This is a genomic window from Burkholderia sola (genome assembly GCF_905400185.1).
In the GTDB taxonomy this organism is placed as follows: Bacteria; Pseudomonadota; Gammaproteobacteria; order Burkholderiales; family Burkholderiaceae; genus Burkholderia; species Burkholderia sola.
The window spans coordinates 844,449-866,551 of sequence record NZ_FR989675.1 but is presented as its reverse complement, the minus strand read 5'-3'; the positions used below and the strand labels follow the sequence as shown (position 1 = coordinate 866,551).

Below are 22,103 nucleotides of genomic sequence, written 5' to 3'. Positions count from 1 at the left end.
CACACCGACTGGGCCCTGATTTACTACCTATATGACTTCCGGCCAACACCGCGCCTCACACGATTCGACACAGCACGATGCCCCGCCCCGTGACGACGTCGAGGGCAGCGCATTGGCGCGGCGCGTTATCGAACTGGAGCGTGAGCTCGCGGGCTTGCGCAAGGAAAATGTCCTGCGCGCGAATGCGGAAGCCGATCGAATCCGGCTCGAGGATGAACTGCGAAACATCCACGCGTCGCTCTCATGGCGTCTGACGTCGCCACTTCGACAAGTGACGTCTGCAATCCGAATGGCCAGCGTCGTTGCGGCAACGATCCGACGCCAAGCGGTCGTCCGCGGTAGCCTGCCGAGTGCGCTCGGGCACTACGCGGCCATGCTTAAGCGGGAAGGTCTCCAGGGAATCCTTGCTCGGTCCAGGCGCCTCCGTGATGGCGGAGGATTCGCCGACGCCCCCCCGCCCGACGAGGTCTATCACGATTGGATCAACAAATTCGATCGATTTGGCGACGCGGAACGTGCGGCCGCCGAAAGCGCGCTGCAGTCGTTCGAACGTCGGCCGCTGATTTCAATCGTCGTCCCGACGTACAACAGCAATCCGTTGCACCTCGAGGCAATGATCCATTCCGTGCAGGAGCAGATCTACCCATTCTGGGAACTCTGTATCGCCGACGATGCATCGTCGGACAGGACTACGCGGGAAATCCTGACACGCTATCAGTCTCAGGATTCCCGAATCCGGCTGGTATTCCGTCCCGAAAATGGCCATATCTCCGAAGCCAGCAATAGCGCCCTTGCGATGGCTACCGGTGAATTCGTCGCTCTGTTGGATCACGACGACATCCTCCCTCCTCACGCACTGTTTATCGTTGCGCGATACATCAATCGCTACCCTCGCGCGCGCATGCTTTACAGCGACGAGGACAAACTGAACGAGCATGGGCAGCGGACGGCCCCATACTTCAAATGCGATTGGAATCCTGCGTTGTTCCGTACGCAGAATCTGTTCTCGCACCTTGGCGTCATCGAAACCGCGCTGGTAAGGCAAGCGGGTGGCTTTCGGCTCGGGTTCGAAGGAAGCCAGGACTACGATCTCGCGCTTCGGTGCGTCGAAATTGCCGGGGACGACAGCGTCGTTCACATACCTCATGTGCTCTATCACTGGCGCATCACGGCCAGCAGCACAGCAGGCACGAGTCAGGCCAAGCCCTATGCGTCAACGGCGGCGCAGCGCGCCATTGAAGATCATCTCGTGCGCTCCGGCATCGCTGCAACCGTGGAACAGCCTTTCGGCGAGTTGCCGGTTTTCCGAGTGAGGTATACAGTACCTTCCCCTGCCCCCAAGGTGTCCATCATCATCCCGACGAGAGACGGCATCGCGTTGCTCCGACAATGCATCGAGAGCATCGTCAGGCGTACGGTATACCCGAACTACGAAATCATCGTCGTCGACAATGGCAGTACCGACGAGGCGACCCTCGCCTATTTCGAGGAGATATTGCTTCGCCCAAACGTCAGGATCATCCGGGACGACTCGCCGTTCAATTTTTCCGCGCTGAACAATACCGCCGTAGCAGCAGCGACCGGCAGTTTCGTATGCCTGCTGAACAACGATACCGAAGTCATCTCGCCTGACTGGCTCGATGAAATGATCGGCATCGCATTGCAACCAGGCATCGGCGCCGTCGGTGCTGCCCTGTGGTATCCGGACAATTCACTTCAGCATGGTGGTGTGCTGCTGGGACTGGGCGGTATCGCCGGCCATATGCACCACATGCTCAAGCGAGGCAATTTCGGCTACTTCAACCGTGCAGTATCCGTGCAAGACATGTCTGCAGTCACGGCAGCATGCCTGCTTGTCAGCAAACGGATATATGACGAAGTACGCGGCCTGGACGAATCATTTGCCGTCGCCTTCAATGACGTGGACTTCTGCTTGCGGGTGCGAGACGCAGGTTATCGAAACGTCTGGACGCCGTTCGCCGAGTTGTACCACTACGAATCGGCAACACGCGGTTCCGACATGGCGGCAGACAAATACGAGCGCTTCGTGGGTGAGGTGCGTCGAATGGAAGAGCGATGGGGTACCGCACTGAACCGCGACCCGGCATACAACCCGAATCTCTCCCTCGCCGTGGACGTATTGCCGTTCACGCTGGCCAATCCTCCGCGCATCGGAACGCTTGAGTAAGTCGAAGTCTGCTTACGTGAAGCGCATGCGACATGATGGAGCAGGCCGGCGCTGCCCCCTTCCCGCTCCGGATACAAAAAGCAACGGCTACCTCGGGAACGACAACATCGACAATGTTGTCGCCGAACACCGTCGATTCAGCCGTTTTAAATTCGATGTTCGATTTTGGTCAGTTTCATATCCATCGACTGACCAACCTTGTCCATGCAGATGCTGGTAGGGATGATACCCCGTGCCGCTGCGACAAGAAGACCCAGTTGTTATAGATTGCGTATGCGCGCTCCATACCAAGATCGCCATGGGCCGCCAACATCTCCGACTTGCCGATGATGCTGCAGTACCGTGCGACAATATCCTGCCCGTAGTCGGTAAAAGCCAATATTCCTTCCGCCCTGGTCGGATCGAGATGAAACTCGGGCTCCTGCAAATGAATAATTACCCCATTCTCGATTATGGCCCGAGGTTCACTTTTAGCAAGATGCCATTTAACTGGTATAGTCGAAACATGATACCCACCAGGCTTCAAAATGCGTCTAATCTCGGCAAATGCCATTTCAGGGGAGGGGACGTGTTCCAGGACATCCTCAGTGATGACGAGATCAAATGAGCCGTCGTCGAACGATGTCGCCTGGATATCCTCGCACAGCACTCCATTACGACACTCTCCCGAAGCAGCACCGTCGATGTATTCACTGGCAACGAGACGCTCTCCAAGGGGTGCCAGAGATTCGGCGACAGCACCTGAGGTACTTGCTATATAGATCGTTCCGCGGAATTTTCTCGCAAATTTCCTCAGCGACGCACGAGAATCACCACTTAACCACAAATCAAGAATCGACTTCGCAAGATGCCGATTTCTTGCGGATGATCCACAGTGTTCGCAGAGGAATGAATTACGCTTGCAGGGAAAATTGACCGGCTCGTACGATTTGAAAATGGCTTGCGATCCGCAGACGTGGCAATATCCGCGGACAATTTGCGTCGGCTCCATACTCATCTCTCTCAGGTAGACGGTTTGGGTAGACTTCTATCGTCATAGCCGTGGCAAATTTGATGTATCACTGACTGAAGGCCGGGTGCCACGATCTTACAATATATTACATATGATTATAATCATGAAAGGAAGTGGGGTTAATACCTATCTCCAGCCCCTACCTGATCCATCAATTTGTAATTATCTCGCCTCTAACTGCCCCGCTTTCAAACCAACCTGGCGCCCCTCCTAAATTTTCATCGAACGCTATCGGAATAAGGTCCGAGTCGCCCGCGCAAACCATCTCGGATTCCGCGCCATACCATCGCGAGATGCTCGCCACGTCGCTCCGGAAAAAAACAATAGATCAGGACCCGAAATGGCAACTTCACGAGTTCTGTCGATTTCCATTTCAATGGCATCGATGCACGCTTCATCAATGCGATTACATTTCTAAACTGATAATAGTGGCGGATAGGCCCGTGCATAGGATAACGACGTCCCAATACTTGAACAGGCTCGCCTCCGAGTTCGTGACTCATCCGCAACCACGGAATCCCCCAGACCTGATAGCCGCGCTGCTTGGCGCGAATGCACCATTCGAGATCGACGAAATCGATGAATAGCGACTCATCCATTGCGCCAACGTCCTTCCAGCATTCAAGGTTGATGCAGGATCCGGACGAAATAAGGAAGTCAACGTCGATGGGTACGTCGCCGACCGGTGGTATACGTTGAAGCCTCCCCCATCCAAACCGGACAAAGGGTGCCACACCGCGCAGACGGCGATCCTCGTAAGCCGGACCGACCAGCGCAACGCGGCTCCCCGACTCGCGGGCCCGGACGATCAGTTGCGGCAGATCTGTGAGCAAGGACTGGGGCGGCTCACTGTCCTGATCAAACAGCAACGCGACATCACAGCCTGTCTGAATCAGCGCACCGACACCCTGATTGAACGCCATCGCAATTCCGGCGTTCCACCCGTTGGAAATGTATTCAATCGAGTCGGTCAGCCCGAGTGCGCGGCGATCAAGCACTTCCGGCGTATTGTCGACCACCACGCAGTGCATCGACTCGGCCAACCGGTTGGCGCGCGCAACACACGCCGCGTCCGGATGAAAAAAAACGATAACCGCTCCGGTGTTCGGCGATCGATTTTGTGTATTGCTCATAAGATTGCTACGTCTACGGGACTAGCATCGTGCGAAATGGTCATGTTCGCCATCCTGCGATTCCAATGCACTTTGACACGACCATTTCGCAATCGGTGACACCGGACCGCTTCGGCAACGCGAAAATTCGCCATGCCCTGGCCAGCCATCGCGTCATGTTCGCCCGTAGTTATCCTCGAAGCGGACGATATCGTCTTCGCCCAAATATTCGCCACTCTGAACTTCGATCATGACCAAGTCGACCACCCCGGGATTCTCCAGCCGGTGCTTGTGGCCAGCTGGGATGTAAGTGGACTCGTTGGTCGACACGAAAAACGCGTCATCACCATTGACGACCTTCGCCATTCCGGACACGACGATCCAGTGCTCGCTACGATGATGATGCATTTGAAGGCTGAGGCTTGCGCCAGACTTCACGACAATGCGCTTGATCTTGAATCGAGGCCCCTCTTCAAGCACTGTGTACGTTCCCCATGGGCGATGCACCGTTCGATGTACCTTGTACGCCTCGTGACCAGTCGCTTTGAGTTCCGCATAGATCTGCTTTACGTCCTGCGCGCGACTGCGCGTTGCAATCAGCAACGCGTCGGGTGTATCGATCACGATCAGATTCTCAACGCCGACCGCACCAATCAAACGCTCGGAACTCTGCAGATAACTGTTCCTGACATCGACGAGCAGGGCTTCGCCTTCTACGCGATTGCCGTGCTCGTCCGGAGTCGCAAGATCACCCAGTGCCGTCCATGATCCGACGTCACTCCAGCCGATAGAACACGGCACCACCGACCCCTGCCGGCACTTCTCCATCACTGCATAATCCACGGAAACATCAGGAACAGCACCGAAACTATTCGGCTCGAGACGAATCTGCACCCCGCCGCCGGCACTCGACGACGACGGTGACGCATCGATACATGCTTTCACGGCATCAAGGATGTCGGGGCAATGCTCAGCAAGCTCTCGCAGCATCGTTCCCGCCGTAAAACAAAACATCCCGGAATTCCACAGAAACCGCCCGGACTCGAGATACTGCTGCGCATGGGCCAGATCGGGCTTCTCGACGAAACGCACGATGTCAGTTCCATCCGCCTCGATATATCCATATGCGGTTTCCGGGCTGTCGGGCTGTATCCCGAACGTGACGAGCCGGCCGCCCTTGGCCAGCACCGACGCCTTCTCGACTGCGTCCGCAAACGCGGTTGTGTCGTTGATCAGGTGATCCGCCGCGAGCACGAGCATCACGACCTGTTCACCCTGTGCCGCGGCAGCATAAACGGTTGCCGCGGCGATCGCGGCAGCCGTGTTTCGGCCAACAGGTTCGAGAACGAACGAGGTCGCCAATCCGGTCGCATTGACTTCCCGATACTCATCCTCGGTCTTGAAGAAAAGGTCGCGATTGGTGACTGTGAGCACTTCATCGACGCCTGGCAGCCCAGCCGCCCGCAAGAAGGCCTTTTGCAACAGGCTTTCGCCGTCGGCAAGCCGAATGAACGGTTTGGGATGCGATTCACGAGACACGGGCCAAAGTCTTGACCCGGCACCACCGCAAAGAATAATCGGCAACAAGCTCACATGTTCCTCGTATTGCATTGACGATCAACGCGCTTCGGTCGACGTACGATGCCGCGGACATCAGCCGCATCCGCCCCGCACTACACGCGCATGCGACCACTCACATTGCAGAAACGATCACGTCTTCTGCATACCAGCCAGGCAAAGCCCGAGAGATTCACGCCAGTGCGGCAGGGCCACACCAAAAACCTGCCCCAGCTTAGCGTTGGACAGCCTCGAATTCGATGGCCGCTTCGCCGGCGTCGGATAGTCGGCAGCGGGAATCGGCAATACGATCGGCCGCTTCGGAAGATTCGCCAACTCGAAAATCGCAGATGCGAATCCATACCACGACGTGTCGCCGCCAGCTGTCAGATGGTAAGTTCCGGAACGTGCGTCCCACCATTCGGCCGCATCCAAGGCACCGCGCGTCTGGGCAATCACATGCGACGTCGCCGTCGCGATGGCGTGACTCCAGGTCGGCGCGCCCATTTGATCCGCAACGACTTTCAATTCGGAGCGTTCTGCGCCCAAACGAAGCATCGTCAGCAAAAAATTATGTCCACGCGCACCATATACCCAACTGGTGCGCAAAATGAGATGCCGGCATCCAGACGAGGTGATCGCCGCTTCGCCTTCAAGCTTGGTCACACCGTAGACATTTTGCGGATCCGGGAGATCGATCTCGCAATACTCACCCGGCTTCACTCCGTCGAACACATAATCGGTCGAGTAGTGAATGAGTGCCGCGCCGCTACGCGCCGCCTCTTCGGCCAGTACGCGCGGCACGTCGGCATTCAGGCGACGCGCTGCGTCGATGTCCATTTCGGCCTTGTCGACGGCCGTATAGGCGGCCGGATTCACGATGATCGACGGCTTCAGCTCACGTACAACGCCGCGCACCCGATCGAGATCGGACAGATCGAGCATCGAGCGGTCGCATGCCACCACGCGGCCAAGGCCTTGCAGCGAGCGCAGCAGTTCGAACCCGACTTGGCCATTCACACCCGTCACGAGGATCGTCGGTTCAGGAGTCACACCCACCTCACGCATAAACTTCAGCTTCGCTCAAACGCTTGCCGGCCGCATCCTTCGCCGCCAGGAGCGGCTCGAAATCGATCGGCCACTCGATCCCGATCTCTGGGTCGTTCCACACGATGCTGCGCTCGTGCTCGGGGAACCAGTAGTCGGTCGTCTTGTAGAGGAACTGCGCGGCCTCCGACAGCACGACGAACCCGTGCGCAAAACCAGGCGGCACCCACAGTTGCCGGTGGTTGTCGTTCGACAGCACTACACCCACCCACTTGCCGAAGTTCGGCGAATCCTTGCGAATGTCGACGGCGACATCGAACACTTCGCCTTCGACTACGCGCACGAGCTTACCCTGCGCATGCTGGATCTGATAATGCAACCCGCGCAGCACGCCCTTCGACGACCGCGAATGGTTGTCCTGCACGAATTCGACGCTGGGTGCGACGTGCTCGGCGAATTCCTTCCCGTTGAAGCTCTCGTAGAAAAACCCGCGTGCGTCGCCGAACACCTTCGGCTCGATGATCTTGACTTCGGGCAGCGCCGTCGCCGTTACTTGGATGGCCATGCGACTTGATCCGTAAGAATGTTCTTCAGGTACTGACCGTATGCGTTCTTCGCGAGCGGCTGTGCCAGCTTCAGCACTTGCTCCGCGTCGATCCAGTTGCGGCGATAGGCGATCTCTTCCGGACATGCGACCACGAGACCCTGCCGCTTCTGCAGCGTCGCGATGAAGCTGGCCGCCTCGATCAGCGAATCGTGCGTGCCAGTATCGAGCCACGCATAGCCACGCCCCATGATCTCGACGTTGAGCGCGCCATCCTTCAGGTACCGCGAATTGACGTCGGTGATTTCCAGCTCGCCTCGCGGCGACGGCTTGATGTCGGCCGCGATGTCGCACACACGGTTATCGTAGAAGTACAGGCCCGTCACCGCGTAATTCGAACGCGGCTTCGCGGGCTTCTCCTCGATCGACAGCGCACGGAACGACTTGTCGAATTCGACGACGCCGTAACGTTCCGGATCATGCACGTGATACGCGAACACCGTCGCGCCCGTCTCCTGCGCATGCGCGCGCTCGAGCTGCTTCGCGAGGTCGTGCCCGTAGAAGATGTTGTCGCCGAGAATCAGCGCCGACGGATCGTTGCCGACGAATTCCTTGCCGATGATGAATGCTTGCGCGAGCCCGTCAGGCGATGGCTGCACCGCGTACTGGATGTTCATCCCCCACTGGCTGCCGTCGCCGAGCATCGACTCGAAGCGCGGTGTGTCCTGCGGCGTCGAGATGATCAGCACATCGCGAATGCCCGCGATCATCAGCGTCGACAGCGGGTAGTAGATCATCGGCTTGTCGTACACCGGCAGAAGCTGCTTCGATACGACGTGCGTGATGGGATACAGCCGGGTGCCGGAACCGCCGGCGAGAATGATGCCTTTACGTGCCATCGCTTCTCTCCTCAGGTGCGTTTCGCGTAGTTCGTTTCGACCCACTTGCGGTACTCGCCCGACGCGACTTCGTCGGCCCACACCTGGTTGCCGAGATACCAGTCGACGGTCTTCGCGAGGCCGGTCTCGAACGTTTCCGCTGGCTTCCAGCCAAGCTCGCGTTCGAGCTTGCGCGCATCGATCGCGTAGCGGCGATCGTGGCCGGGCCGGTCGGTGACATAGGTGATCTGGTCACGGTACGAACCTGCTGCCTTCGGGCGCGCCTTATCGAGCAGGTCGCACAGCGTATGCACGACTTCGAGATTCTTCTTCTCGTTCCAGCCGCCGACGTTGTACGTCTCGCCCGGCACGCCGCGCGCGAGCACTTCGCGGATCGCGCTGCAGTGGTCGCCGACATACAGCCAGTCGCGCACGTTCTGACCGTCGCCATACACCGGCAGCGGCTTGCCCGCGAGCGCATTCGCGATCATGAGCGGAATCAGCTTTTCGGGGAACTGGTACGGGCCGTAGTTGTTCGAACAGTTCGTCGTGAGTACCGGCAGACCGTACGTATGGTGATACGCGCGCACCAGATGGTCGGAGCCCGCCTTCGTCGCGGAATACGGGCTGTTCGGCGCGTAAGGCGTCGTCTCGGAGAATTGCGGGTCGGTGGCCGACAGTGAACCGAACACCTCGTCGGTCGACACGTGCAGGAAGCGGAACGCGGCCTTGTCGGCGTCGTTCAGGCCGTTCCAGTACTGGCGGGCGGCTTCCAGCAGCGTGAACGTGCCGACGACGTTAGTCTGTACGAAATCGGCCGGGCCGTGGATCGAGCGGTCGACGTGGCTTTCGGCGGCGAAGTGCAGCACCGCGCGCGGCTTGTGCTCGGCGAACAGCGCGTCGAGCGCGGTACGATCGCAGATGTCGACGCGGGCGAACACATGCTTCGGATTGCCGTCCAGCGATTGCAGCGTGCGGAGGTTGCCGGCATAGGTGAGCTTGTCGACATTGAGCACCGCTTCGTCGGAATCGCGCAGCCAGTCGAGTACGAAGTTGGCACCGATAAACCCTGCGCCGCCCGTAACCAGAATCATGACACTCCCTCTGTAGTAATGCGCGGCGAGCACCTTCAGGCGGTCGCCGCGTCAAAATTCGAAGCACTTGGCGATGGTCGCCACATCAAACCGGGAATTTTAACCGGTCAACATGGTCGCCAAAGTCATGAAATGCTAATTTTGTTCGGGAAAAGGACAATTATAGGGAGCCGCCCGCCGCAAAAGCCATGCCGCTAACAACTTGATACAGCGCTCCGCACCCTTGGCGGGAACAAAATTTCTTGCCAAATTCATGCCATTTCCAGAAATTCATTTTTTATGACGCCGGATAATACAAATTATTTTTCTTATTTATTGGAAAACCGCAGGACTCGCCCTACATGACCTCCCCCCCCATCGCCATCGGCGACATCCAAGGCTGCCATTCCGCTTTCCAGTCGCTGCTCGACAAGCTCGCGCCCCCCGCCGACACGCCCCTCTGGATCGCCGGCGACGTCGTCAACCGCGGCCCGGGCTCCCTCGCCGCGCTGCGCGCGGTCGTCGATCTCGGCCCACGCGCGACCGTCGTGCTCGGCAATCACGACCTTCACCTGCTCGCGGTTTCCGCCGGCCTGCGCACCGAACGCCCCGGCGACACGATCGGCGAGATCCTCGACGCCCCCGACGCCGAAGCCCTGCTCGACTGGGTGCGCCACCGCCCGTTCGTGCATGTCGAAGACGGAAAGCTGCTTGTCCACGCGGGCGTGCTACCGCAATGGGACGCCACGCTCGCGCTCGAACTCGCGGACGAGCTGCAGCTCGCACTCCGCGCCCCCGACTGGCGCGACACGCTGCAAGGCCTGTACGGCAACGAACCCAACCAATGGAACCCGAACCTGAAAAAGCGCGACCGGATGCGTGTCGCGTTCAACGCGTTCACGCGCCTGCGCTTCTGCACGCCCGACGGCGCGATGGAGTTCAAGGCGAACGGCGGCCCCGACAGTGCGCCGCCCGGCTACCTGCCGTGGTTCGACGTGCCGGGGCGCCGCACCGCGGACGTGACGGTCGTGTTCGGACACTGGGCCGCGCTCGGCCTGATGCTGCGCGACAACGTCGTCGCGCTCGATTCGGGATGCGTATGGGGAAACCAGTTGTCGGCCGTACGGCTGACGGCCGATCCGGCACAGCGCACGGTCACGCAGGTGCAGTGCGAAGCGTGCCGCTCGCCGGGCGGCGAGTGACGGCAGGCTGATTCACGCGCCCGCCGGTGCATCAGCCCTCGCGCCCCGGCACGGGTGCGTCGGCTGCAGCATCGCCCGCCGCGTCTGCGCCGAGTTCAGTCGCCGGATACGCATGCTTCTGCAACTCGGCGAGCGACTCGGCCGTCGGCTTGCCGACCTTCTCCTGCAGCGTCGCCAGCGCGGCGGCGATCGCGTCGCGCGCCGCCGCGGACGTCGCCCGCCGGTCGCCGCCCGGCGCGATCGGCTCGCACACGTACAGATGCGCGACGAGCGGCCCGCCGCGCAGCACCATGTCGAGCGACTTGCCGAGCGACAACTCGCCCGTATAGGCCGGCGCGACCGACTGCCGCCCGTGCGCGTCCTCGTACATCAGGCAGATCGGCTGCACCGCGCAGCCGGCCGATACCGCGGCCTGGAACAGGTTCGCATGAAATGGCAGCAGATCCTGGCCGTCGGACGTCGTCCCTTCCGGAAACACGCACATCACACCGCCGGTGCGCAGGCGCTCGGCCATCTCGTGCATGATCCGCATCGCCTCGGTGCGCTTCTCGCGCTGCAGGAACACGGTGTCGAGCTTCTCGGCGAGCCAGCCGACGACCGGCCACTGCCGCACCTCCGCCTTCGACACGAACGGCGTCGGCCGCCACGCGTTGACCGCATAGATGTCGAGCCACGACACGTGATTGCCCACGACGAGCGCGCTCGCGTCGAGCCGCGCGCCGTCGTTGTGGACGACGAGGCGCATCCCGCAGATGCGCAGCATCTTGACCGACCAGCGGCGTATCAGCTCCGCGCGGCGCGCGGGCGTGACGTGCGAAAAACGCAGCGCGACGATCGCCATGCCGCGCAGCAGATGAAAGACGAGACGCAGCTTGCGAAGAGCGGTCATGGCGAGGATCCGGCGTGGTTCAGTGGCGCTCGAACGCGACCTGCCCGGCCACGAGCGTCGCGCGCACGGTGGCCGGCAGTTCGTAGCCGAGGAACGGCGAGTTGTGGCCCTGGCTCTTCAGCGCTCGCGGCTCGACGCGCCAGTGCGCGCGCGGATCGAACACGCACAGGTCGGCCGCACCGCCTTCGGCGAGGCGCCCCGCCGGCAGTTGCAGCACGTCGGCCGGCGCGGACGTGATGCGGCGCAGCGCCTGCGCGAGCGGCGTGCGCGTCTCGTCCGCCCACTTCAGCGTCAGCGACAGCAGCAGCTCGAGCCCCGTCGCGCCCGGCGTCGCTTCGCCGAACGGCAGCAGCTTCTCGTCGTCGTCGACCGGCGTGTGGTCGGAGCAAATCGCGTCGATCGTGCCGTCGGCGAGCGCCACGCGGATCGCTTCGCGGTCGCGCTCGCTGCGCAGCGGCGGATCGAGCCGGAACTGCGAATCGAAGTAGCCGATGTCGACGTCGATCAGGTGGACGTGGTTCACGCCGACGTCGCAGGTCACGGGCAGCCCCTCGGCCTTCGCTTCACGTACGAGCGCAAGCCCGGCCGCCGACGACAGCCGCGCGAGGTGCACGCGCGCGCCCGTCACGCGCATCAGTTCGAAAATCGTGTGCAGCGCGATCGTCTCGGCCGCGACCGGCACGCCGGACAGCCCGAGCCGCGACGCGAGCGCGCCGCTCGCGGCCACGCCGCCGCGGCCGATGAACGCGTCGAGCGGACGCAGCCACGTCGTGTAGCCGTAAGTGCTTGCGTACTGCAGCGCGCGCAGCAGCACCTGCGTGTCGCGCACCGGCACGTTCGCATGCGTGAAGCCGACGCAGCCGGATTCGGTCAGCGCGACCATCTCGGTGATCACTTCACCCTTGAGGCCGACCGTCAGCGCGCCGAGCGGATGCACGTTCGCCTGGTGCAGGTTGCGCGCGCGGAACTTGAGCATCTCGACGAGGCCCGGCTCGTCGAGCACGGGATCGGTGTCCGGCGGGCACACGAGGGTCGTGACGCCGCCCGCGACGGCCGCGGCCATCTCGGACGCGAGCGTCGCCTTGTGCTCGTAGCCGGGCTCGCGCAGCCGCGCGCACAGGTCGACGAGGCCGGGCGCGACGATCAGGCCCGATGCGTCGATCGTCTTGTCCGCGTTGAAACCGGCCGGCGCGCTGCCCAGCGCGGCGATCTTGCCGTCCGCGACGAATACGTCGGCCTGCCGTTCGGTGCCGGCGACCGGGTCGATCAGCGTGCCGCCTTGGATATGAATCTTCATGCGCTGTCTGTGAATACGTTGATTGCGTTGAATGCCTGAATGAGGACGCGCGAAAGCGGGCTCAGTCGCTGTTGCCGGCGACGATGCCCATCACCGCCATGCGCACGGCGATGCCGAACGTGACCTGGTTGAGGATCACCGATTGCGGACCGTCGGCGACCTGCGAATCGATCTCGACGCCGCGGTTCATCGGGCCCGGGTGCATCACGATCGCGTCGGGCGCGGCGAGCGCGAGGCGCTCGGGCGTCAGGCCCCACGTCTTGAAGTACTCCTGCGCGGACGGCAGCAGCGCGCCGCTCATCCGTTCGTTCTGCAGGCGCAGCATGATGATCACGTCGACGCCCTTCAGCCCCTCGTCGAGGTTGTGGAACACCTTCACGCCCATCTGCTCGAGGCCGCCCGGCAGCAGCGTACGCGGGCCGATCGCGCGCACTTCCGGCACGCCAAGCGTGGTGAGCGCGTGGATGTCGGAGCGCGCGACGCGCGAATGCAGGATGTCGCCGACGATCGCCACGCGCAGCTTCGTGAAGTCGCGCTTGTAGTGACGGATCGTGTACATGTCGAGCAGGCCCTGCGTCGGATGCGCATGGCGGCCGTCGCCGGCGTTGATCACGTGCACGTGCGGCGCACAGTGCTCGGCGATCAGGTACGGCGCGCCGCTCGATGCGTGACGCACGACGAACAGGTCGGCATGCATCGCCGACAGGTTGTTGATCGTGTCGAGCAGCGATTCGCCCTTGCTCGTCGACGACGCATTGATGTTCAGGTTCAGCACGTCGGCCGACAGGCGCGTCGCGGCGATCTCGAAGGTCGTGCGCGTGCGCGTCGAATTCTCGAAGAACAGGTTGAACACGGACTTGCCGCGCAGCAGCGGCACCTTCTTCACTTCACGGTCCGTCACGCTGACGAACTGCTCGGCCGTATCGAGGATGTGATTGACGATCGAGCGCGGCAGGCCCTCGATCGACAGCAGGTGCTTCAGCTCGCCGTTTTTCGTGAGCTGCGGGTTGCCCTTCAGGAAACCGTAGCGGAACCGGTCGGGGCTCGCGGCCGCCGCGGGATTGCCGGTGCGGCCAGTGGTGTCGGTGGTCATGGTGTGCGTGATTCCAACTATGCAAACGGGCCGCAGTGCAAACCGGCGGCCCGGGATACGGTTCGCGTGTCGTTCAGGCGCCGTGCGATTCGACGCGCAGCGTGAAGCCCGCATCGTCGCGCGCGAGCACGAGCGTCGCGTCGGCCGGCACGTCGAGCGTGCCGCCCGCGAAGCGTGCGGCGACCGGCAGCTCGCGGCCGCCGCGATCGGCGAGCACCGCGAGCTCGACCGCGGCCGGACGGCCGTAGTCGAACAACTCGTTGAGCGCCGCGCGCACGGTGCGCCCGGTGTACAGCACGTCGTCGACGAGCACGATGCGCGCGCCGTCGATCTCGAACGGCAGCGACGTCGGGCTGGCCTGGCTGTGCAGCCCCTTCTTCGCGTAGTCGTCGCGGTGCAGCGCGACGTTGACGACGCCGAACGCCTGAGCGCCGAGATCGCGCGCGAGGCGCTCGGCGAGCCACGCGCCGCCGCTGTAAATGCCGGCGAGCCGCGGGCCGCCCGGTTCGGCGAACGCCGTGCCGTAGGCTGCGCGGATCTGGTCGAGCAGGACGCGGTAAAGCGCCTCGGCGTCAATGGTGCTCATGGTCGGACAATTGATCGAGATACTGTTGAAGGATGACGCGCGCGGCTTCGGCATCGAGCATGTCGGTGCGGGCGCGGCCGCGCACGTTGCGCTCGCGCAGCCCGGCCTCGGCCTCGACCGACGAATAGCGCTCGTCGACCCACGTGACGGGCAGCCCGAAGCGGCCGTTCAGCTGGTTGCCGAAACGCTTCGCCTGCTGCGTCATGTCGTGCGGCGTGCCGTCCGGATGCATCGGCAGCCCCACGACGAGCGCGTCCGGCCGCCATTCGGCCAGCAAGTCGCCGACCGCCTTGAAGCGGTGCTCGCGGTTCAGGTTCTGGATCACGACGAGCGCGCGGGCCGAGCGCGTCAGCGCGTTGCCGATCGCGACGCCGATCCGTTTTTCGCCGTAGTCGAACGCCAGGAGCGTCGCATCGCGCGCGCTCGCGCCACTCATGCGTGCCCTGCTTCGCCGGACAGCATCGACGAGCTGACGCCGAGCAGGCCCAGTGCGGCTTCGAAGCGCTCTTCGGCCGGCGTGTCGAACACGATGCGCGGATCGGCGGCGACCGTCAGCCAGCCGTTGCGGGAAATTTCTTCCTCGAGCTGGCCGGCGCCCCAGCCTGCATGGCCGAGCGTCAGCAGGAAGCGTTTCGGGCCGGTGCCCGTCGCGACCGCCTCGAGCACGTCCTTCGACGTCGTCATCTCGAGCCCGCCGTCGACGGACATCGACGAGTTGTAGCTCGCGCCCTCGACCGGCTCGTGCAGCACGAAGCCGCGCTCGGTCTGGACGGGGCCGCCGAAGTACACGGGAATGTGCAGCAGCGGCTCGATGTCGAGCTTCAGGTCGATGCGGTTGAACAGCGATTCGAGGTCGATGTCGGTAGGACGATTGATGACGAGGCCGAGCGCACCGCGCTCGCTGTGATCGCAAAGATAGATCACCGTTCCCGAGAACGTCGGATCGGCCATGTTCGGCATGGCGATCAGGAACTGGTTGGTGAGATTGATGCGATCGGAAGGCTTTGACATGGTTTGAATTTTAGCAAAGACGCCGCGACCTGACCGGGCCGCGATCAACAAGCAACGCCGCGCCGCGCTGGCAACGGCGCACGCGGATCACACGGCACTCTAACACGCGCGCGGGCGCTGTCGGCAGCGTGTTGCAGGCCCGTGCGACAAGGGCTGCCGTCGCGTGTCCGTCCCCTTGTTCGTCAGGTCCGGCCGAGGGCCGTGCCGAGCGCTTCGGACGCCGCCGTGAGATCCGGCGGCGCGACGCCGGCCGCGATCTTCAGGAGCGCCGCACGCAGCATGTCGGACGCGTGGCGGTGCGCATCGAGGCCGCCGTCGGCGAGCGGCACGCCGTGGGCTGCACGGCGCCACGCGAGGCCCAGCGTGTCGGCCAGCAGCGCCGCGTGGCCGAGCCCGAGCGCGCACGCGGCCGTGCCGACCCGGTAGGCGGCGGCGGACGCGTGCCATGCGGCGCCGGCGTCGGCGGTGGCCGGGTTGGCCGCCAGGTCGGCCATCGACGCATCGGCGGTCTGCAGGAAATCCTCATAGGCATGCGCGTTGACGGTCACGACGCCGAGCGCACGGGTGGGCGCGGCGGCGGCGACCGCATCGTGCTCGGCCCGCGCCGCATCGGCCTCCCACAATGCTTCGGAGGCGGGCGTGCCGGCGACGTGCCAGTCGACCGTCAATCCGTAGTCGTGCAGCACGTCGACGAGCGCGACGTCCTCGGCGGCGGCGCCGAACAGCGCGAAATCGCGCCACAGCAGCGCCACCGTCTCGCGCACCAGCTCGGGCGGCGCGCTGCGCCGGCCCTGCGCGTGTTCGCCGAGCAGCAGGTTGATCCGCGCGAGAAAGCGCTTCAGCTCGGGTGCGCCGCTTGCGCGCAGCGTCCGCACGCACGCGGCCGCGAGCCGCCAGAAATCGTACGGCCCGTCGTCGGTGAGCGCGGCCAGCATCGCGTCGACTTCGTCGAGCGCCGCGCCCGGCACGCCGTGCTCGGCACGCAGCACGTCGAGCAGCGCCTGCTCGTAGCGGGCGCGAATCCGGGGCGCGAAGGCATCGGGTAGCGCACGCAGCGTGGCAGGCGGCACCGCCCGGCCGACCAGCGCGAGCGCATCGAGCGGCGTGTTCGCGCGCAGGTCGGCGGCGCTTTGCGCACGTAACGCACGGAAATGCTCGAAGAGAACCGGCGAGCACGCGAGCTCGCGCAGGTTGTGGCGGCCGACGGCCGCACGAAAATCGTGCAGCGCCGCGCGCCAGCCGGCCGAAGTCGGCTCGGTGGCGACGAGCGGCACGGCGGCCGACAGTTGCCCGGCAAAACGCGCGGCCGGCAGCCAGCCGGCTTCCGCGAGCACGGCCGCGGCCGCCGCCAGCGGCGCCGCGGCGTCGTCGCGCCGCTCGAATGCGTCGGCGGCCGCCGCCAGCCACGCGTCGGCCGCGCGTACGGCGCCGCCGCGCGGGTTGGGCAATGCGTCAGGGTGGGGAACGTTCGCCGGATCGGACGTCATGGACACGCGCGCCTGTCATCGTCAAGTCGCTCGCGCGAACCGCGGCGCGCAAGCGCCGGGCCGGTGCGAGGCCTGAGCGGGGTGTCCGTGGGCCAGCGGTCCGATCAGATCTGGACCATCTCGAAGTCTTCCTTGCGGGCGCCGCATTCGGGACACGTCCAGTTGATCGGGACGTCTTCCCAGCGCGTGCCCGGGGCAATGCCCTCTTCCGGCAGCCCGGCTTCTTCGTCGTAAATCCAGCCACAAATCAGGCACATCCAGCTCTTGTATTCCATCTTAAGCCGCGTCGGGGAAAAGTCGGTAAATTCGGGAGCCATGATGGTACCGTGTCGGGGCCGGACTGCCTAGCAATCGCGCTGGAGGACGGCAACTACGTTGCGCTGCGCTAAAAAATCCGTCGTACCGGCCGGATTCCACCGCATAATGGTTGAAAAGTGCGGCCTGCCGGGCAACACAGGGCCAAACAAGCCCATTCGCCTCGCCGTCCGCATCTCCGTCGCTTGTCCGTTTTTCTCTTGCCCCATTTTTACATGTCCAGCAACGCCCCTCCGATCGTCCTCACCTTCGGCCTGTCCGATCCCACCGGCGGCTCCGGCCTCCAAGCCGATCTGATGACCCTGGCGAGCATGGGCTGTCACGGCGTGTCCGTCCTGACCGGCTATACCGTGCGCGACTCGGCCGCCTGCGATGAAGTCACGGGCCTCGATCCCGACGTCGTCGCCGCGCAGGCGCGCATGCTGCTCGAGGACATGCCGGTTGCCGCGTTCAAGATCGGCGCGGCGACGCGTGCGGAAGTCGTGAGCGCGATCGCCGAAGTCGTCGCCGACTACGACGGCGTGCCGCTCGTGCTCGCACCGGACTTCACGCTCGACGACGAACACGTCCTCGCCGCCGACGACCTGCGCGAGTCGATCGCCGACCTGCTGGCACCGCAAACCACGTTATTGGTGGCCGACCACGCGACACTGATCGCGCTCGCGCAGCCGGACGGCGATGCCGAGGCGCCGAATCTCGACGCGGCCGTGTCGCACCTGCTGTCGCAGGGCTGCGAATACATCCTGTCGTCGGAAACGGGCTCGCACCGGCTCGTCAATACGCTGTACGGCGAGGAAGGCCAGCTTCGCGAAGACATGTGGGATCGCTCGCCGCACCGGCTGATGGGCATCACCGATACGCTCGGCGCGGCCATCGCGGCGCTGCTCGCGAACGGCCAGGAGCCGCCGGAAGCCGTGCGCGAGGCGCAGGAATACCTGTACCAGGCCGTGCGCGACGCGTTCCGGCCCGGCATGGGCGCGTACCTGCCCGACCGGTTCTTCTGGGCGCGCAGCAACGACGAGTCGGACACGCCGCCGGCCGTGAAGGCCGACCTGGTGCCGAGGACATCGCATCGGCATTGAGTCGTCGGGGCGGCGGGGTTCACGCAATCAAACGCCGGCCGCCCTTCTCGTCGTCTCGGCAGCACACCTCCCGCATCGGCAAATCGACGCCGATGCATGCAAAACCATCGCCATCGGCTGCCGGCTCGGCGCGACACCCTCCGAATCTTCGTTTTCCCGACCAGCGCGTCGGCCCGCGCAATCGCAGCCGCTCAATCATCGCGGCCGAATCCGCGTTCGCGCCCGTCCTACTCTGGCGACTTTCGACCAACGATAAATTGGCGTCGTACTTTTCAACGTCCAATTGCGCCGAAAATCGAACCGGTCCAATAGATTGACCACCAAGCTCAATGCTACGGTCCATTTCACTCAATGTGACCGATACAAAGGAGCATGCGATGGCGCAAGACATTTTCCTGAAACTGGCCGGCATCAAAGGCGAATCTCGAGATGCGTCGCATCCTGACGAGATCGAGGTATTGGCGTGGGACTGGTCCGCCGATCAGCCATCGTCCACACGCTCAGGGGCCGGCAGCATTGAAGCCGAATGCACGGCCAACGATCTGACCATCGAGCATTATGTCGATCGCGCATCACCGATCCTCATGCTGCATTGCCTAAAAGGGAATCATATCGAGAACGCCGTTCTTGTCGCGCGCAAGGCCGGCTGCATGCCACTCGAGTACCTGAAGATCACGCTGGATGATGTCGTCATCACACGGATCAATTCAGTCGCCAATTTCAACATGGCGCGGCCCCGGGAGGAAGTCCAACTCTCATTCGCCCATATCCGGCAGGAGTATGTCGTTCAGAACGCGCAAGGCGGGAGCGGCGGAACGGTCGCGGCAGGATACGACGTCAAAACCGGCAAAGCGACTTGAGAATTGGAGGAGTCGTGCTTTTCATTTCAAAGCAGGGCCACGTCGACGCGGAACGCGTGATCGTCAAAATATACTCGTCCATCGAACGAGGGTCGATGGAGCACCTGAACGGAATCGTCGTCCATCAAACCGGGGGCGCCACCGTCTCCAGTACATTCAATAGCTATAGCAATACCGCGCACGTCCCGAACGGCGCCCATTTCCTGATCGACAAAGATGGCATGATCTATCAGACCGCCTCCCTGCACAGGATGACCAATCACATCGGTAAATTACAGTCACGTTGTATCACCACACTAACTGCTCGACCGCAGACCTCCGAGCGGCACGGCGCGCGTACCAAGCCGGTCCAACGGCATTCCATCGCCATGAATCCCGGAAGGCATTTCCGGACCGCTACCCGTCCAACTCGGACGCAATAGGAATCGAACTTGTCGGCATGTACTACCCCGACGAGAAAACCGCGGAACCCATCTATGAAAGCGTCACAACCGAACAGAATGCATCGCTCAAATGGCTGGTTCGCGAATTGTCTGAAACGCTGAACGTCGAGATGCGAGAGGTGTATCGGCACCCGGAAGTCGGACGCAAGAACGCCACCGAAGCAAGCACTGCACGGTGGGAATGACATGATGGTTCTAGCCAGATGTGTCGCCGCGGTTGCGTTGTGCGTCCCGATCACCGTCTGTCAGGCCAGAGGGGTGAAGGCCGTGACGGTCGAGCACTCCGGCCAGACTTCGACCCCGGACGATCCGCGTACAACGGATGCATGCAGAAACTTCACACCGACCGTCGACCAGCTGAAGCGCTTCTTTTCCAGAGCAGCGCCGATTGACGGCAGGTTCGTGGCACACGATTACTACTCGCCCTGCCATTCGAGCGGCACCGTATCGTTCCCGGACGGCAGTTCGGGAAGGTGGCGTGTTTACTCCAGCGGCACCGCGTCACTGACATGGGCATCGAACGGCAACACGGTCTATCTCTACAACGGTCGCCATAACGGCTGGCACGACCCGTTCGCATGCAGCTACGGCCTTCACGATGAAGACGACGACGCTTCGTGCTATCTGCCGGGCTTCTGATTCCAATCGCGCCGACACGCACATATAAAAAAAGACCCGCATCGCTGCGGGTCTTTTCTTTTGGCTGGAACGCGCATCGCTGCGCGCTCCGGACAATCGACCGAAGTCGATTACATGTCCATGCCCATGCCGCCCATGCCGCCCGGCATGCCGCCCGGCATCGGTGCATCTTCCTTCGGCAGTTCTGCGACAGCTGCGTCCGTCGTCAGCAGCAGGCCTGCAACCGAAGCTGCGTTCTGCAGTGCGGTGCGCGTGACCTTGGTCGGGTCGACGACGCCGGCTTCAACCATGTCGACGTACTCGCCCGTTGCTGCGTTGTAGCCGTAGTTGCCCTTGCCTGCAGCAACCGCCGCCACGACGACGCTGGCTTCTTCGCCGCCGTTCGTGACGATCTGGCGCAGCGGCTCTTCCATTGCGCGCAGCACGATCTTGATGCCGGCGTTCTGGTCGGCGTTCGCGCCGGTCAGGCCTGCGATCGCGGTGCGTGCGCGGATCAGCGCAACGCCGCCACCTGCAACGATGCCTTCTTCCACAGCTGCGCGCGTCGCGTGCAGTGCGTCTTCGACACGTGCCTTCTTTTCCTTCATTTCGACTTCGGTCGCAGCACCGACCTTGATCACCGCAACGCCGCCTGCCAGCTTGGCCACGCGCTCTTGCAGCTTTTCACGGTCGTAGTCCGACGTCGCTTCTTCGATTTGCGCGCGCACTTGCTTCACGCGTGCTTCGATGTTCACGGCTTCGCCTGCGCCGTCGATGATCGTCGTGTTTTCCTTGCCCACTTCGATGCGCTTCGCCTGGCCCAGTTCTGCCAGCGTTGCCTTCTCGAGCGTCAGGCCGGTTTCTTCCGCGACGACTTGACCGCCGGTCAGGATCGCGATGTCTTCCAGCATTGCCTTGCGACGATCGCCGAAGCCCGGCGCCTTGACCGCAACGGTCTTCAGGATGCCGCGGATGTTGTTGACGACCAGCGTGGCCAGTGCCTCGCCTTCGACGTCTTCAGCGATGATCAGCAGCGGACGGCCAGCCTTCGCGACTTGCTCGAGCACCGGCAGCAGATCACGGATGTTCGACACCTTCTTGTCGTGCAGCAGCACGAACGGGTTGTCGAGGACGGCGACTTGCTTGTCCGGGTTGTTGATGAAGTACGGCGACAGGTAGCCGCGGTCGAATTGCATGCCTTCGACGACGTCGAGCTCGTCGGCCAGCGACTTGCCGTCTTCGACGGTGATCACGCCTTCCTTGCCGACCTTGTCCATCGCTTCAGCGATGCGATCGCCGATCGACGAGTCGCTGTTCGCCGAGATCGAGCCGACCTGTGCGATTTCCTTGTTGGTCGTGCACGGCTTGCTGATCTTCTTCAGCTCTTCGACAGCCGCTGCGACTGCCTTGTCGATGCCGCGCTTCAGGTCCATCGGGTTCATGCCCGATGCGACGTACTTCATGCCTTCGCGAACGATCGATTGCGCGAGGACGGTTGCCGTCGTCGTGCCGTCGCCTGCGTTGTCGCTGGTCTTGGAAGCGACTTCCTTGACCATTTGCGCGCCCATGTTCTGGAGCTTGTCCTTCAGCTCGATTTCCTTCGCGACCGACACACCGTCCTTGGTGACCGTCGGGCCGCCGAAGCTGCGCTCGAGCACGACGTTGCGGCCCTTCGGACCCAGCGTGACCTTGACTGCGTTGGCGAGAATGTTCACGCCTTCGACCATCTTCGAACGGGCGGAATCGCCGAATACGACGTCTTTAGCTGCCATCTTCTAACTCCTTGAATTCTTGGGAATATGTACCGTC

The 22,103-nt window shown here is 62.8% G+C and carries 23 protein-coding genes and 1 pseudogene; 7 read left to right on the top strand and 17 right to left on the bottom strand.

Going from position 1 to position 22,103, the window contains the following annotated elements:
• Positions 1-289 precede the first annotated feature (289 nt).
• Positions 290-2,188, top strand: a complete 1,899-nt coding sequence (locus KR541_RS04005; protein WP_252996659.1) for a glycosyltransferase family 2 protein — start codon at positions 290-292, stop codon at positions 2,186-2,188.
• 175 nt (positions 2,189-2,363) lie between these two features.
• Here the strand turns inward: KR541_RS04005 and KR541_RS04000 are convergent, their stop codons facing one another.
• From KR541_RS04000 to rfbB, 7 genes are all read right to left on the bottom strand, one after another.
• Positions 2,364-3,179 carry a class I SAM-dependent methyltransferase gene (locus KR541_RS04000; protein WP_216089367.1) on the bottom strand — a complete coding sequence of 272 codons (816 nt, stop codon included), beginning with the start codon at positions 3,177-3,179 and terminating at the stop codon, positions 2,364-2,366.
• Between the two features lie 239 nt (positions 3,180-3,418).
• Positions 3,419-4,333: a glycosyltransferase family 2 protein gene (locus tag KR541_RS03995; RefSeq protein ID WP_216089366.1), complete on the bottom strand. Its 915-nt coding sequence runs from the start codon at positions 4,331-4,333 to the stop codon at positions 3,419-3,421.
• A gap of 153 nt (positions 4,334-4,486) precedes the next feature.
• Positions 4,487-5,905 (bottom strand): mannose-1-phosphate guanylyltransferase/mannose-6-phosphate isomerase, encoded by a 1,419-nt coding sequence (locus KR541_RS03990; RefSeq protein WP_216089628.1) that lies wholly within the window; start codon positions 5,903-5,905, stop codon positions 4,487-4,489.
• A 117-nt stretch (positions 5,906-6,022) separates the two neighbouring features.
• Positions 6,023-6,937: a dTDP-4-dehydrorhamnose reductase gene (gene rfbD, locus KR541_RS03985; protein WP_216089365.1), complete on the bottom strand. Its 915-nt coding sequence runs from the start codon at positions 6,935-6,937 to the stop codon at positions 6,023-6,025.
• Positions 6,930-7,481 carry a dTDP-4-dehydrorhamnose 3,5-epimerase gene (gene rfbC / locus KR541_RS03980; protein WP_216089364.1) on the bottom strand — a complete coding sequence of 184 codons (552 nt, stop codon included), beginning with the start codon at positions 7,479-7,481 and terminating at the stop codon, positions 6,930-6,932. Before rfbC ends, rfbD begins: the two co-directional genes overlap by 8 nt.
• Positions 7,466-8,359, bottom strand: coding sequence for a glucose-1-phosphate thymidylyltransferase RfbA (gene rfbA / locus KR541_RS03975; RefSeq protein WP_216089363.1), 894 nt, complete (start codon positions 8,357-8,359; stop codon positions 7,466-7,468). The genes rfbC and rfbA overlap by 16 nt, the downstream gene beginning before the upstream one ends.
• Positions 8,360-8,370: 11 nt before the next feature.
• Positions 8,371-9,432, bottom strand: coding sequence for a dTDP-glucose 4,6-dehydratase (gene rfbB, locus KR541_RS03970; protein ID WP_216089362.1), 1,062 nt, complete (start codon positions 9,430-9,432; stop codon positions 8,371-8,373).
• Positions 9,433-9,773: 341 nt separating this feature from the next.
• Here rfbB and KR541_RS03965 point away from each other — a divergent pair, with 341 nt between their 5' ends.
• Entirely contained in the window at positions 9,774-10,613 is an 840-nt protein-coding gene (locus tag KR541_RS03965; RefSeq protein WP_216089361.1) for a symmetrical bis(5'-nucleosyl)-tetraphosphatase, read from the top strand.
• Between the two features lie 31 nt (positions 10,614-10,644).
• Here KR541_RS03965 and KR541_RS03960 read toward each other — a convergent pair whose 3' ends face one another.
• The 8 genes from KR541_RS03960 to KR541_RS03925 all read right to left on the bottom strand — a co-directional run bounded on the left by KR541_RS03960 (position 10,645) and on the right by KR541_RS03925 (position 17,251).
• Positions 10,645-11,502 carry a lysophospholipid acyltransferase family protein gene (locus KR541_RS03960; RefSeq protein ID WP_050011685.1) on the bottom strand — a complete coding sequence of 286 codons (858 nt, stop codon included), beginning with the start codon at positions 11,500-11,502 and terminating at the stop codon, positions 10,645-10,647.
• Between the two features lie 19 nt (positions 11,503-11,521).
• On the bottom strand, positions 11,522-12,799 hold the full coding sequence (locus KR541_RS03955; RefSeq protein WP_050011686.1) for a dihydroorotase: 1,278 nt from the start codon (positions 12,797-12,799) through the stop codon (positions 11,522-11,524).
• 61 nt (positions 12,800-12,860) lie between these two features.
• Positions 12,861-13,892: an aspartate carbamoyltransferase catalytic subunit gene (locus tag KR541_RS03950; RefSeq protein ID WP_006476735.1), complete on the bottom strand. Its 1,032-nt coding sequence runs from the start codon at positions 13,890-13,892 to the stop codon at positions 12,861-12,863.
• Between the two features lie 73 nt (positions 13,893-13,965).
• A complete protein-coding gene (gene pyrR, locus KR541_RS03945) occupies positions 13,966-14,478 on the bottom strand; it encodes a bifunctional pyr operon transcriptional regulator/uracil phosphoribosyltransferase PyrR (protein WP_050011687.1) in 513 nt (170 codons plus the stop codon).
• Positions 14,465-14,914, bottom strand: coding sequence for a Holliday junction resolvase RuvX (ruvX, locus tag KR541_RS03940; protein WP_006476737.1), 450 nt, complete (start codon positions 14,912-14,914; stop codon positions 14,465-14,467). The genes pyrR and ruvX overlap by 14 nt, the downstream gene beginning before the upstream one ends.
• A complete protein-coding gene (locus KR541_RS03935) occupies positions 14,911-15,489 on the bottom strand; it encodes a YqgE/AlgH family protein (RefSeq protein WP_034206570.1) in 579 nt (192 codons plus the stop codon). Before KR541_RS03935 ends, ruvX begins: the two co-directional genes overlap by 4 nt.
• A 182-nt stretch (positions 15,490-15,671) precedes the next feature.
• On the bottom strand, positions 15,672-16,976 hold the full coding sequence (locus tag KR541_RS03930) for a hypothetical protein (protein ID WP_216089360.1): 1,305 nt from the start codon (positions 16,974-16,976) through the stop codon (positions 15,672-15,674).
• A 104-nt stretch (positions 16,977-17,080) separates the two neighbouring features.
• On the bottom strand, positions 17,081-17,251 hold the full coding sequence (locus KR541_RS03925; RefSeq protein ID WP_004186709.1) for a rubredoxin: 171 nt from the start codon (positions 17,249-17,251) through the stop codon (positions 17,081-17,083).
• A gap of 255 nt (positions 17,252-17,506) precedes the next feature.
• Between KR541_RS03925 and KR541_RS03920 the strand changes: the two genes are divergently transcribed.
• Entirely contained in the window at positions 17,507-18,373 is an 867-nt protein-coding gene (locus KR541_RS03920; RefSeq protein ID WP_050011689.1) for a hydroxymethylpyrimidine/phosphomethylpyrimidine kinase, read from the top strand.
• Positions 18,374-18,392: 19 nt separating this feature from the next.
• Here KR541_RS03920 and KR541_RS03915 read toward each other — a convergent pair whose 3' ends face one another.
• Positions 18,393-18,716, bottom strand: coding sequence for a hypothetical protein (locus tag KR541_RS03915; RefSeq protein WP_124593926.1), 324 nt, complete (start codon positions 18,714-18,716; stop codon positions 18,393-18,395).
• 34 nt (positions 18,717-18,750) lie between these two features.
• Here KR541_RS03915 and KR541_RS03910 point away from each other — a divergent pair, with 34 nt between their 5' ends.
• From KR541_RS03910 to KR541_RS03900, 4 genes and pseudogenes are all read left to right on the top strand, one after another.
• Positions 18,751-19,233, top strand: a complete 483-nt coding sequence (locus tag KR541_RS03910) for an Hcp family type VI secretion system effector (protein ID WP_216089359.1) — start codon at positions 18,751-18,753, stop codon at positions 19,231-19,233.
• Positions 19,234-19,328: 95 nt separating this feature from the next.
• A pseudogene (locus KR541_RS36635) lies at positions 19,329-19,445 on the top strand (peptidoglycan recognition protein family protein); the annotation flags it as partial.
• A gap of 71 nt (positions 19,446-19,516) precedes the next feature.
• The gene (locus KR541_RS36630; RefSeq protein ID WP_239468926.1) at positions 19,517-19,861 is read left to right on the top strand and encodes a peptidoglycan recognition protein family protein; all 345 of its coding nucleotides are present in this window, start codon (positions 19,517-19,519) and stop codon (positions 19,859-19,861) included.
• 1 nt (position 19,862) lies between these two features.
• Positions 19,863-20,315: a hypothetical protein gene (locus KR541_RS03900; protein WP_124630623.1), complete on the top strand. Its 453-nt coding sequence runs from the start codon at positions 19,863-19,865 to the stop codon at positions 20,313-20,315.
• Between the two features lie 110 nt (positions 20,316-20,425).
• Here KR541_RS03900 and groL read toward each other — a convergent pair whose 3' ends face one another.
• On the bottom strand, positions 20,426-22,066 hold the full coding sequence (gene groL / locus KR541_RS03895; protein WP_006476740.1) for a chaperonin GroEL: 1,641 nt from the start codon (positions 22,064-22,066) through the stop codon (positions 20,426-20,428).
• Positions 22,067-22,103 lie beyond the last annotated feature (37 nt).